Source organism: Providencia sp. PROV003 (assembly GCF_045040775.1).
GTDB lineage: Bacteria > Pseudomonadota > Gammaproteobacteria > Enterobacterales > Enterobacteriaceae > Providencia > Providencia huashanensis.
In genome coordinates this window covers 564,767-578,281 of record NZ_CP096369.1, presented here as the reverse complement: position 1 = coordinate 578,281, position 13,515 = coordinate 564,767, and the positions used below count along the sequence as shown (strand labels likewise).

Sequence of the window (13,515 nt, the reverse complement as noted above, 5' to 3'; positions counted from 1 at the left end):
TATCAGTAACAATGAAGATATTAATATTACTTCTCGCAACCTTATTATTTTCTCCGGCCATTTTTGCATTCCAGTGTAAAACTAACGGGGGACAAGAAGTTGGTGGGGGAACGCAAAGCATTTATGATGTTCCTCTCGATAATGATATTTTTGCTGTACCTAATCGTATAAATGAATTCGCGGATGTGAGTGATTTTATGACCTGCCGTAATGAAGCCCCCAATGCTTATGTCGATTATTTAAATGTGACTGGTGCTGACCTTGGCCCTGTATTTAAGAATAACCCTGAATTAAAAGCGGGTGTCGTCGTGCGCGGTGCTTATTATTTAGCACCATTTAGCGGTAAAGAAATTCAAGTATTTCGTTTAACTACAGCAAGTGAACCTTTACAAATTAAATTATATTTACAGGTAAATGTTAAACCAACGCCATCAGTATTGGTTAGAAAAGGCGATTTGCTGATGACATTAGATCTCCATAAATATGCGACATTTGTAAATAGTAATCAGCATATTGACCACGCTTATTTTAAATGGAATTTTTATGCAGGTAACGACGTGGTTGTTGGAACAGGTACATGTGATATTAATGATAACCAAATCATCATTGTTGATTTTGAAACAGTAAATGCATCGGGTATTTCAACGGTGGGGAGTGCAAGCCGTTTTCAACGTAACGCAGAAATCACTTATAGTTGCGAAGATAATAATCTGACAGCGCCAATAAAGATGATTATTAGCGGAGAAACGTCGACTTTTTCATCTGATGCTTTACTTGTTAGAACTGGAGATATTGGTAGCCAAGGTCCTATTATGCCTGGATTGGGTGTTGAGATTTATCATCAAGGGCAAAGAGTTTCCCCTATGAATGGGCACTTCGATTCAAAAATAGAAAATGGGCATGGTAGAGATACATTAATGTTTACGCTAGTTAAAAAACCTAATTTATCTCCAAATGAATTGATAGAAGGCCAGTTTAGTTCAGCAGCGACCATTATTATGTCCACCCCGTAGCAATTAAAGTAGAGAGGTTTTTATGTTGATGAAAGCCTCTAACTTTTCTCGTCAACTCCCTATGGTTACTGAGTAAATTGTGTATATAAGAAAATAATTTTTTATAGACACATTTTGGATTAGACAAAATAAGTTAAATACACCAAATTTTGAATTGTCATCGTTATTATATTTTCTTAAATATCATCACATAATTTCTCCACCAATGAAGCTCAAAACCTATCAGGTCTCAGCAGCTACAGGTATAATCACATAATTATCTGATAGATTTAGAGGCAAAGATGGCAAAACTTACCTTACAAGAGCAAATGTTAAAAGCGGGATTGGTGACAAGCAAGAAAATGGCCAAAGTCCAAAGAACAACAAAAAAGTCACGGGTCCAAGCTCGCGAAGCCAGAGAGGCTGTTGAGGAAAATAAAAAGGCACAACTAGAGCGTGATAAACAGCTAAATGAGCAACAGAAACAAGCGTTGTTAGCAAAAGAATATAAGGCGCAAGTGAAACAATTGATTGAAATGAATAGGATTAATATTGCAAAGGGCGATATTAACTTTAATTTCACAGATAATAATGTAATAAAACAAATCGTTGTAGATAAAACCACTCAGACTCAGCTGATTAATGGTCGTCTCGCAATTGCACGCTTACTAATTGATAACACGGATGTATGTGAATATGCCATTATTCCTGCGAGTGTAGCCGATAAAATCATACAAAGAGAGGCAGATTGCATTGTATTAAACAATGCATTAAGCCAAGAGCAGCAAGATGAAGACGACCCATATGCTGACTTTAAGGTGCCCGATGATTTGATGTGGTAATACTTTTCCATGTTTTAAGTTGCCACATTAGTATGATTTAACTGCTTTTTAAAAGGGGCTCGTGCTGTATGCTTTGACCCGTTCCTTGCTAATTGGGTGGATAAAATGCAGTTCACTCGCATGCAACATTAAGCGCAGAGCATGTTCTGTATTGGCAAGTAGGCAGCCACCATATAAGTCACACCCTAAAATAGGGTGGCCTAATAGTTGGCAGTGAATACGGAGTTGATGGGTTCGGCCCGTTTCGGGGGTTAATAGTACTCGAGTTAATGGCAATGTTGCTCCATTGTCGAGTGTGTGAGTCAAGCGTTCGATAACTTGATAAGCCGACCGCGCGGGCTTGCCTTGGTGTTCACAAATGGACATTCGAGGGAAAAGCTCAGGCTTTTTGGCGATTGCGGCGTCTATTACTCCATGGTTATTATTTAAGTGCCCACAAAGGAGTGCATGGTATTTTTTCGTCACGGATCTTTGGCTAAATTGCTGGTTAAGTGCCGCGTTTATCTGTTTATTTCGCGCTACAACCATTAACCCCGAGGTGCCAAAATCGAGGCGGTGCACTAAGGTGCAATTTGGAAATATTTGCGCTAAGCGGTAGTGCACAGAATCTAAGTTTTGTGGGTTTTTTCCTGAAAGGCTTAGCAAACCACTTGGTTTATTAATAAGAACAAGGTACTCATCCTGATAGACAATTTCTATCTTATCGTGACAGGGCGGCGCAATAAAGGTGTCGATGATTTCAGTCATTAGCCTTTCCAACAAAAAATAGCGGTTGATAATAACCAATTTTTAGTCGGCAGGCGAATGCTTGCCACTTGCATCACGTAAATTTATCACTCAGACTAAAAGCAAAGCCGTAGTTTACACATGTATTGTGCTCTATACTGCGCATTGTAAAAACTGAGTCAATAAATGATTAACTAGGTGGTAATGGCAATGAATGGAACAATCACAACATGGTTTGAAGATAAAGGTTTTGGATTTATCAAAGATGAAAATGGCGATAACCGTTATTTTCATGTGGTTAAAGTTGCCAATCCTGACTTAATTAAGAAAGATGCTTTAGTGACTTTTGAACCTACCACGAATACAAAAGGGTTATCTGCTTATTCGGTAAAAGTTATACCTGAGAGCAAATATGTATATATTGCGGGTGAGCGCATTAAAATAACCTCCATCAAGTCTTATCGAGTTTATAGCGAGGAAGTCCCTGCGGATACCCGTATTGATAAAGAAAATACTGTGTTATCTGTCGGTGCATTGATGAATAGTATCAAGCCAAAATCTGCTACTCAGCCGGGTGAAATGCGTTCACTAAAAAAATTGGATATTCATACGTTACATGGTACGACGTTAACTTTCTCTGAAGATGAAATTGACATTGATGACGCAGTAAAACTACTCAAGTTTTAATTGTTCGGTTAACTCTATATTTAAAAATTGATTTTATCATCAAAGAGCCGTGAATGACGGCTCTTTTGTTTAAGCATTATCAACTGACCTTCCACCTTCTATATAGTATGTCATATCTCACCTCTCCCTTCTTTTAGTTAAATAGCTAAAATTGTCTTTATTTAGTACGTCGGAGGGTATTGGCCGAAAGTTCGAAGAGCGCTAAAAAATTTATCAACCTGAGAAGCCAGTTAAGCAGGTGGGTTCTTAAGGAGTAGGCTTGTTTGGATCACCGATAAAATAGGTGGCAAAGCTATCAGAGTGCTTATCTAGTATGAATATCTTTAGATTGAATGACAGAATAAAGAATTTATACGTTGAATCTTAAATGCATCAGAGTATTCTTAAGTTATTAAATGATGCTTGATTTAATAACAAGCGGATGGATGAGTATTAAAAATGATCAAGATTAATTTAAGTGTTAATAGAAAATCAATAAAAGGTATTTTTATCACACCTCGTAGTTATTCGTAACATTTAGCCTGCACACACATCTCATGTGTTATTTTTAGCGACAAATTATGTACAAATATTAATTTTAGCATTTGCGTCTGAATAAACTCAACAATGAACGCACTCTTGGCATATAACACTGAAATGCCACTCGAAATATTAGTTAAGCTACATATAAAAAACATAACCTATTGATATTAATTGAAAATAACAATTTGAAAACTATTTAAAAACCCTAAAAATGGATTTTTCACCAGTTTGACAACCTATATGAGTAGAATTAATATTATCCACGAACTCTGGTAGACAAGAGTTAATTAAATAGACATGAAGATATTTTAAAGTTAAGTTTTTACTTATAAGCTAGTTTAATTTTTATTAAATGGCCGAATAAATATATTTATTTGTTTGAGTTTAATAATGAGATAAATCATATTAAATCTACATTAATAAAATAAAAACTTAATCTGTAATTCTAAAATTTATATACCCATTAATTTAATCTTTAAATTAAGACGTTCTCACATACTTAGGAATGATTATTATGAAATTGAATAAACTTGCTTTAGTTGGTGCATTCGCGGTTGCTACTCTTTCTTCTCAAGCTTTTGCTGCACAAGATGCAACTGTTAACTTTAATGCACGTTTAGTTGCTGCAACTTGTGATATCAGCGCTTCTAAAGATTTAGTTAGCTTAGGTACACACTCAACTGAAAACCTAGACACTACTAAAGCATTATCTGAAGCAAACTTTAACTTAGTTTTAAATAACTGTACTAAAGTTTATGACGATTCTACAAACCAAACTGCTGATGCAACGACTGTTTCTATCTTAGCAACTGGTGAAGCATTAACTGGTCACTCAGATATGTTTGCTGACGCTCAAGCATCACAAATCGGTGTTAAATTAGCTGCTGGTAAAGCAAAAACTGAAGTTAAACCTAACATCGCAACTGAAATTACTGACCTGAAAGTAACGGGTAAAAATGACTACGTCATCCCAGTTGTTGCTGGTCTGTACGCAACGGCTTCTGATGCTGTCGCACAAAACTTAAATGTGCCAGTAACATTCAGCGTAGCATACGACTAATCACCGTCGTGCGTTAATTTAGCTAGTAAAGCAGGCAGTGATTTATTGCTGCCTGCAAATTATAAGAGAAAAAAAGAATGCTAAAATTAAAATCCTTACTTTTTATCTTATTTGCTTTTTCGTTTTCTTCTCAAGCGGGTGTCGGTTTAAGTCAAACGCGTATTGTTATTGATGAAGCAACAAACTCTGCTGCAATTACTGCACGAAATGAAGACAGTAAATCGTATTTAGTCGCCAGTTTTATTACACAAAAATTAGACAGCAAAACACCTTCTGAAGGTTACTTTGTCATTACACCTTCTATTTTTAAATTAGCGCCAAAACAACGTAATATTATTAAAATAAAAGCGCTCACACACAAGTTTCCAAAAGATCGTGAAAGTATGTATTACTTTCACTCAAGAAATGTCCCTGAATCCGATAAAGCGGATGGGGTAAAAGTCGGGTTAGAAAGTGTTATTAAAATTTTCTATCGACCGGCTAATCTGCCGATGCAGCAAGAAGAAGCATTTAAAGGCATCAAAACTAAAAGTACCTCCAATGGCGTTAAGGTAGTCAATAACTCGCCTTACTATATCAATTTGGCTGGTTTATCTGTTAATAACAAAGCGATTAAGCTTAATAAACAAAATAATGTTATTGCCCCATTTGCTGAAATGAACTTTGTTTCTCAATCAAAAGTGGGCGCTGTTAAGTGGGCTGTTATCAACGACCTTGGAGGATACAATGAATATCATGGGACTGTTGAGTAAAGGGATATTAGCGCTAAGTGTCATTGTATTCTCAGGCTCAATTATTGCTCAGAATGGGCAAATACAGTTCAAAACCAAAATCATAAAAGGAACTTGTGAGTTTGATGATAACAGTGAGTTAGATAAATATATTGATTTTAATAAAAGTGGAATGCTAACAGCATCTGATGTTGACGAAAGCCCAATTAATCAACCGATAAAAACTGAAAGTTTTTCTTATACCATTACTTGTCAGAATTTCCCGGCAGGTACTGAAAAGAAAATTAAAATAAAATCTAAATCGGCCGCATCAACAACATTTAATAATGGTATTTTTTTTGGATTAGCAGATACAACTAAAACGGGTTTTTTACTTGAATCCTGCGACAATAACAACCAAAATTGTCAGGCGGTGAAAGATGAAGGGATTTCCACATTTCCTTCCACAACCAGCGATTCAATTGTTGTGAATTACCAAGTTAGCCTTGTCAAACGAGAGAATAACGTTAAGCCAGGCGATGCTAATGCTGCGGTTACTTTTGAATATTATCAGGATTAAGAGCCATGAAAAAAATAAAACAGGGGTTACTGACTTTTTTAATGCTCCTCATGCATTACCCCGTGATGGCGGCAGATGATTACAAGGTAGAATACCAATTTTCTGTTTTATTTTTAGCTAAAACCTGTGAAATTGATGTCCCAAATGAAATTATATTTGGTAATGCATCTGGTGTCACAACCGTCAGTGAAATTAAAAAGGATACAGTGGCAAAGAATTTCTCGATTGGTTTAAGAAATTGTACTACGACGGATCAAAAAACGGCGGCGGTTTATTTAGCATCAGGTAATACATTAAATGGCAGCAAAAACTTCTTCAATGATGACCCAAATGGTGTCATTGGTGTTCAGTTATTAGAAGGAAATCGGGTTATTGATGTTAATCAGAGCTCATTATTAAAGCCAGATGCAGCCTCAATAATTTGGGATAATATTCAAAGTGTCAGTGAAACAAAAATGGTGACAGCCAAATTACGTTGCGCTGAAAGCAATTGTAACCCTAGCGATGGTGATTTCTCTGCAACATTAACTATTGGCTATTATGCCGATTAATAATATAGCGGAAGTTTAAATGAAAAAGATAATACAAGCCTTATTAGGCATAGTTTTTGTATCACAAGCTTCATTTGCTGCGGTTTCACTCGACCATTCAAGGGTTATCTTTACTCAGAATGATAAAAGTCAAAGTATTACAGCACATAATAGTGGTGGAAAAAAATATCTGGTACAAAGCTTAATTTTTTCAACCTTAGAAAAGGAGGGTGAGGCTAGTGAAAATTTCACAGTCATACCTCCAATTGTAACACTAAAAGAAAATTCAAATAACGCATTGAAAATCATACCAAAATCATTAGGCGATTTACCTAATGATAGAGAGTCCTTATTTTATCTCATGTCTAATTTTATTCCTGAGACACAACAAAGGAATAATGATGATAGTGATAAGGTGAACACAAGATTCAACTTATCAACAAAAATTGTAATAAAGATGTTCTACCGTCCAAATGGAATTAATGGTCATGTTAATGATTACATTAATAAACTAACAGCAACTCAGGTAGGAAAGAAAATTGTAATTAAAAACCCATCTCCTTATTACTATACCTTAGTAAATATAAAGATGGATAACATCGATTATGATAGTGATAGAGCACCAATGGTAGCCCCATTCTCAACAGTTGAATTAAATACAAATAGAAAAATATCAAAGTTAGAGTGGAGCATAATCAATGATTATGGTGGAGAAACAAAAGCAAAACCACTCATCTTAAAGGGTACTCAACATGATTAAAAATAGCGTATGGTCCTTTTGGTTTATTATTCTACTTTATCCACTAATTGCATCGGCGGATAACTCAACAGGATTTGACTTTGTACTAAAGCGTTATGTTTATAATGAAAGCAACTCAGGCGGTATTAGTGTTGATATGACTAATGCAAACCCCAATAGCTATTTAATGGAAGCTTGGGTTGCTAATATTGATGAAGCGACCTTACTTCCTAAAAGTGAAAATAAAAATGAGCAAGTTCCATTTATTATCTTACCTCCGCTAAAGAAAATGGACCCTAATACTCAAACCTCATGGAATATCCGTCGAATTAGTAATCAAATTAATAATACTGATATACCAAAAGATAGAGAAAGTTTGTATTGGATTGGGATTAGAGCTATTCCTGATGAAGGGAAAAATAAAAAAGAAAATAGCGTCCAATTGAATATTATCCCGAATTTCTATTTTAAATTAATCTATCGCCCTAAAGCGATTGAAGAACTTAAGACAGCTGAATTAGCGAAAAAAGTTAAGATAACTCGCAAAGGTAATTTATTACAGATTGAAAATCCAACCCCGTTCTATCTATCATTTGATTATTTAAAAGTGGCTGGAAATAGTATTAAAAATGAAGATAGGGAAATAACATTAACGCCTTTTTCAACCAAAGACATTACATTACCTAATTCGAAGGCTGGAAAAATCGAATGGCGATTTACCGATGAAAATTTAATGGAGTTACCTCCTCAATCCATAGAATAAACATCGATTGAAACATAAATAACAAGAATAAATAACGAAAGGTGATGCAGTGAAAGGGATGAAAATAAAATTAATTGCATTAGAGGTCTTTATTTGTTGCTATGCAATGGCCCCCTCTTTTATGCATGCCGAATCGTATTTTGACCCCGGCCTATTAATGCACGGCAGTGGGATAGACGTTTCTCAACTCGATTTAAATGACTTTGCGGATAACAATACATTAACGCCCGGCGTCTATGACGTGGTCGTTAATGTTAACATGATCCCGTCAGGGGAATTTAATCTCGCATTTGAAAAACAGCAAGATGGTCATGTTGCCCCCGTCTTTACAGTCGGCGAACTGAAAAAACTGGGTGTTAATACGGCATCTCTGCCCAAGTTAAGAGATTTGAGTGAAGACACGAAGATTGAAAACTTATCCAGTTACATTGCCGATGCTGCCATCACCTTTGATGTACAAACGCTGACGGTGAATTTATCCGTACCTCAAATTGCCATGGTGCCAAACTTTGCTGGCTATGTACCGCCTGAATTACGCGATGATGGTGTTACCGCGTTAGTGATGGACTATGTCTTTAACTACAGTAATAACCGCCAACTGGGCAAATATCACCAAAAAGCAGGTACCAGTGATTCTCTGTTTAGTAATATCAATGCAGGGATTAACATGGGGCCATGGCGCCTAAGAACGAGCTATTTATATAACTACAGTAAAAGCAGTGGGTCTTCCAGCACAAGTGACTCCAACTTTTCCAATACTTATATCTATCGCACCATTAATGCGATTAAATCAACGCTAAAAGCCGGGGAAATCTCGACCGGTGGGAATATTTTTGACGCCATTCCTATGAAAGGCGCCACGCTAAAATCAAACCCTCAGCTTGACCCTAGCAGCATGCAAGGGTTTGCACCTATAGTGGAAGGGGTGGCGAACACCAATGCGACTGTCACTGTGCGCCAGAACGGCAGTGTGGTCTACCAAACTTTTGTGGCACCAGGGCGTTTTATTATTCGTGACATCCCTGCCAGCGGCTTAGCCGGGGATATGGAAGTCACGGTTGAAGAAGAAAATGGCAAACAAACCGTTTTCACTCAGGCTTATTCCTCGCTGCCAATGATGGAGCGCCAAGGCGCTTATAATTATGAAATTTCCGCGGGTCGCTACAATGGCGGAATTGCCGTGGACTCTGAGCGGAAAAACTTTACGCTTGGTTCCTTCAGCATCGGGCTACCACATAACATTACCACTTATGGTGGGGTGTTAGTTTCTAATGGGTATAACTCCTTTGTGGGTGGGGTCGGCTTATCGTTGGGTGTATTAGGGGCGTTATCTACCGATATTACCCACTCGGATGCTCGGTTTTCAGGGAAAAGCCTCAAAGGGCAATCCTATCGTATCCGTTACTCAAAAAGTTTGTTGTCAACGGGGACCTCATTTGACTTAACGGCATTACGTTATACCTCTGAGAACTTCTATTCGTTCTCAGATTACAATAATGCCGGTTATGCGATTAAAGATGACTTAGCGCCTTGGACGGGAGCGCGTCAACGTTATAGTTTCCAAACCTCAATTAACCAATCTTTTGACTCTTATGGTTCCCTTTCTTTAAGAGCGTCAAAAAATACTTATTGGGGCGGCCAAAACTCAAATACCTCGGTTGGGGTGTCTTATAACAATAACTATAAAGGGGTTTCTTATAGTCTCAGTTATATGGTTGACCGCGTGAAGAGCTATAACAATACTTGGCCTGAGAACCGCGTGGTTTCCTTTGATGTGTCTGTGCCGCTCAGCTTATTGACGAACAGTGAAATGGCACAAACCATGAGCGCGCGTTATGGGGTCAGTGTAGATCAGCACGGTGAAACTCGTCATCAAGCAGGGTTAACTGGTAGCGCGATGAAGAGTCGCTTTAGTTATGGTATCTACCAGAACTATGACAGTTACAATAACAACTACGGGGGAAGCCTGAATGGGACTTACTCCGCGAACAACGCAACATTATCAGCCGGTTACAGCTATTCAGATATGAGCCGCTCAATGAACGGTACCCTAAGTGGCGGTATAGTTGCGCATTCAGATGGGATCACATTATCGCCAAACGTGGGGGATACGATTGCGATTATCACCGCAGAGGGGGCAAAAGGGGCGTCATTATCCTCTGGCGCGCAATTTGACCGCTTTGGGAATGCCATTATTCCTCAGTTATCCAGTAACACGGCTAACCAAATTGCGGTTAATGTGAACACATTACCGGATGATACGACCTTTAAAGACACCTCGATGATGGTATATCCAACGGAAGGGGCGGTTATTAAGCGTAAGTTTAAAACCAAAATTGGTTATCAAGCGATTATTAATCTGAAAGCTACGGGGAAAATCCCACCTTTTGGGGCGATCGCGACGTTAGTATCAGAAGACGATGAAAACGATATCAATACCGGAATTGTGGGTTCAAATGGCCAACTTTACATGAGTGGGTTACCAAACACTGGTCGTATTAACGTTAAATGGGGTGGTCAATCGGGTCAGTGTACCATTAACTATTCTGCATTAGACACGATTGCAGTTACTGCAGATTCGCCAGTAAGAACTTTAACGGCGGAATGCCAGTAGTCAGACGGGCTAAAAAGACACATTATTATTTATTTTTTACCTATTTTTTGCTTATGTTCATTCATCGATACTAAGCAAAAGATAGGTAATTTTTTTGCTTTCATTAAATTGTCGGGCTAACTCACAAAAAACTCTCTTTAACTCCCCCATCGCACTATGATCTATCGTATAATCGGCGGATTGAGCACCTACATTGATTTAATGTGACTGACTAAAGTTATTTTTAGGTCAATAATATGATGGGTTAACTCATCACATTGATAGGAGGGGGTATGCTAGATTTTTTGAAAAATTACGATAATTTAACCATTAGCGAAAAGAAAGTATTAAAATATCTTACAGATAATATAGCGGATATCCCTTATTTAAATATCAATGAATTAGTTGCTAAAACCTTTGTATCAAAAACGGTAATTATTAATTTATCCCAAAAATTAGGGTTTAGTGGGTTCAAAGAGCTTAAGTTTCAAATTAACAACTCTATTTTAGAGCAAAATAAAATAGAAAAAGTAAATATATCATCGTATAAAAAACAGTTAGAAAAGAATATTAATAAGAGCTTTACCTTAATAAATGAAGAACAAATTAAGGATTGCGCTAAGATTCTGCATGGCTCTAGAAATATTTTTATTGTTGCAAGAGGGACAAGCAAAGCGGTTGGCTACTACCTTGAGCATTTACTTTTTGCACTCGGTTTACACTGCTTTTTTATCAATGACTACAATCTTTCTGATTCCTTCACTCGGTTAGTCAGCAAAGATGATACCGTGATATTTATTTCTTTATCTGGTGGGACTAAAAAAATTATTGAAACGGCTAAAATTGTTCAGTTAAAAGGGGCGAATATCATTAGTATGACTGCATTTAATACGAATGAGTTAACCACCTATACTGATAACTCGCTTTTCTGCTTTGCTGATAGTTATGACACTAAGCGCGATGACACAAAATCGAGAATTGGTTTTTTTATTCTCGTCGATTTACTGATTAATGAACTAGAAAGCTTACTTTAGTTACTGCTCCACTTAGTTTTAATTTTCACTTAACACGCTTTTAAAAAGTGTCGTTTCAAAATGACCTAGGTCATAAATTATGACCTAAGATAATCTTTAAAACCGAGACATCATTTCTTTTATAAAACCCCCGAGCTAGTATGCCTTTAATTCTAATAATAGAAGTCATAAGGAAAAAGTATGGCCAGAAGAAAGTTTGGTGAATCTGTTCAACGCTTTGGGAGAACATTACTCCTTCCGATCGGTGTTTTAGCACCTATTGGTATGATATTGGGCATCAGTGGCGCGTTAGTTCAAACCTATATGATCGCGCGTTTTCCATTCCTTGGAAATGAAACTGTTAACGCATTACTCATCAGTATTCGTTCTATTGCAGGGGTAATTTTCGATAATATTCCTCTTTTGTTCGCCATGGGGGTTGCTTATGGTATGAACCAAAGAGATAAGGGGATTGCGGTTTTTGCCTCCGTAGTCGGTTACTTGACCTTGTTGATTACCATGAATATCTGGTTAGTTCTAACAGGTAAACTTGCTGATGCAGCAATCATGAGTCAAGTGGGGCAGATAAAAGTACTTGGCATACAAACCTTAAATATCAGTGCTGCGGGGGGGATCATTACAGGGTTAATTGCATCATGGGCAACCGAAAAATACTATAACCTTGAACTACCAACCGCATTTGCATTTTTCTCAGGTAAGAAATCTGTTTCCATCATTATGATTGGCTTGATGATCATAGTTGGTGCGACACTTCCTTTCATCTGGGAAGTGTTAGTTATGGGATTAATGAAACTATCAGCCGTCTTTTTAAGCCCAGTAGGTCCGTTCTTTACTGCGGGTGGTGAGCGTTTATTTATTCCTTTTGGTTTACACCACGTTTGGAACGTATTATTTAGATTTACAGAAGCGGGTGGTACGTATGTTATTGATGGACAAACCTTTGTCGGTGTTGTTCCTGCATTAACAGAAGTCTTATTTAAACAAGGCCCTGACAGTGAATATTGGGCTATGATGCCAAGCTTGACTCGCTTTATGGCACAGCAGCAAATGTTAGTGACCTTGTTCTTGTTCCCAGCGATCGCATTAGCGATTTATAAAACATCGAAAAAAGAAAACCGTGCAGAAGTGAAATCCATGTTAGTTACGATGGTATTAACTGCGATGCTCGGAAACGTGACTGAACCACTCGAATTTACTTTCGTATTTATTGCACCTTTACTGTATTTAATTTACGCCATCATTGTAGGTATCGGCGCGGTATTACTGTCTTTGGCTGGAGTCGCTATTGGTTATATTCGAGGAACAGTATTCGATTTTACTATCTTTGGATTGCTGTACGAGCACACTAACTGGATATTCTTAGTCATCATCGGGAGCTGTTTAGCGGTTGTCACTTATTTCATCTTCTACTGGGCGATTATCAAATTTGATATTAAAACGCCAGGACGTGAAGAATCGAGTAACTTGAAAAATACATTAATTAAAGAAAAGCGTTATGGGGAAATTGCGGAAATTCTGGTTGAAGCTTTAGGCGGTAAACAAAATATTCGTAACGTAGATAACTGTATTACCCGTATGCGTATCGATGTCGCAGAAGTCAATAAAATCAATAAAGATTTAATGTTGGAATCAGGATGTACCGCATTCTTCTTTCCATCGGCAAACCATGTCCACGTTGTTTATGGACCGAAGGTTGAGTTTGTTCGCAATGCTGTTGATGAAGCAATGAAGAAATAG

Annotated in this window: 13 protein-coding genes; 12 read left to right on the top strand and 1 reads right to left on the bottom strand. The window is 37.4% G+C overall.

The window, feature by feature from the left end; all coding sequences use genetic code 11:
* The first annotated feature begins 11 nt into the window (after positions 1–11).
* Both M1F14_RS02445 and M1F14_RS02440 read left to right on the top strand, forming a co-directional pair.
* On the top strand, positions 12–1,013 hold the full coding sequence (locus M1F14_RS02445; protein ID WP_225833140.1) for a fimbrial protein: 1,002 nt from the start codon (positions 12–14) through the stop codon (positions 1,011–1,013).
* Positions 1,014–1,294: 281 nt separating this feature from the next.
* On the top strand, positions 1,295–1,834 hold the full coding sequence (locus M1F14_RS02440) for a DUF2058 domain-containing protein (protein WP_042848556.1): 540 nt from the start codon (positions 1,295–1,297) through the stop codon (positions 1,832–1,834).
* Positions 1,835–1,882: 48 nt separating this feature from the next.
* Here M1F14_RS02440 and M1F14_RS02435 read toward each other — a convergent pair whose 3' ends face one another.
* On the bottom strand, positions 1,883–2,581 hold the full coding sequence (locus tag M1F14_RS02435) for an RluA family pseudouridine synthase (protein WP_042848555.1): 699 nt from the start codon (positions 2,579–2,581) through the stop codon (positions 1,883–1,885).
* A gap of 183 nt (positions 2,582–2,764) precedes the next feature.
* On the opposite strand from M1F14_RS02435, the gene M1F14_RS02430 reads away from it, so the two are divergent.
* The 10 genes from M1F14_RS02430 (at position 2,765) to M1F14_RS02385 (ending at position 13,515) form a co-directional block, all read left to right on the top strand.
* Positions 2,765–3,247, top strand: coding sequence for a cold-shock protein (locus M1F14_RS02430; protein ID WP_042848554.1), 483 nt, complete (start codon positions 2,765–2,767; stop codon positions 3,245–3,247).
* 1,036 nt (positions 3,248–4,283) lie between these two features.
* Positions 4,284–4,829, top strand: a complete 546-nt coding sequence (locus tag M1F14_RS02425) for a fimbrial protein (RefSeq protein ID WP_071548542.1) — start codon at positions 4,284–4,286, stop codon at positions 4,827–4,829.
* A gap of 77 nt (positions 4,830–4,906) precedes the next feature.
* Positions 4,907–5,581, top strand: a complete 675-nt coding sequence (locus M1F14_RS02420; protein WP_048609192.1) for a molecular chaperone — start codon at positions 4,907–4,909, stop codon at positions 5,579–5,581.
* Entirely contained in the window at positions 5,556–6,119 is a 564-nt protein-coding gene (locus M1F14_RS02415) for a hypothetical protein (protein WP_042848884.1), read from the top strand. Before M1F14_RS02420 ends, M1F14_RS02415 begins: the two co-directional genes overlap by 26 nt.
* A gap of 5 nt (positions 6,120–6,124) precedes the next feature.
* A complete protein-coding gene (locus M1F14_RS02410; protein ID WP_042848885.1) occupies positions 6,125–6,670 on the top strand; it encodes a fimbrial protein in 546 nt (181 codons plus the stop codon).
* Positions 6,671–6,689: 19 nt separating this feature from the next.
* Positions 6,690–7,409, top strand: coding sequence for a molecular chaperone (locus tag M1F14_RS02405; RefSeq protein ID WP_042848886.1), 720 nt, complete (start codon positions 6,690–6,692; stop codon positions 7,407–7,409).
* Positions 7,402–8,151, top strand: a complete 750-nt coding sequence (locus M1F14_RS02400) for a molecular chaperone (protein ID WP_166696997.1) — start codon at positions 7,402–7,404, stop codon at positions 8,149–8,151. Before M1F14_RS02405 ends, M1F14_RS02400 begins: the two co-directional genes overlap by 8 nt.
* A 58-nt stretch (positions 8,152–8,209) precedes the next feature.
* Positions 8,210–10,765, top strand: a complete 2,556-nt coding sequence (locus M1F14_RS02395; RefSeq protein ID WP_166696567.1) for a fimbria/pilus outer membrane usher protein — start codon at positions 8,210–8,212, stop codon at positions 10,763–10,765.
* Positions 10,766–11,037: 272 nt separating this feature from the next.
* Complete coding sequence (locus tag M1F14_RS02390; protein ID WP_042843313.1) at positions 11,038–11,778, top strand: MurR/RpiR family transcriptional regulator; 741 nt, start codon at positions 11,038–11,040, stop codon at positions 11,776–11,778.
* A 180-nt stretch (positions 11,779–11,958) separates the two neighbouring features.
* Entirely contained in the window at positions 11,959–13,515 is a 1,557-nt protein-coding gene (locus M1F14_RS02385) for a PTS transporter subunit EIIC (protein WP_042843314.1), read from the top strand.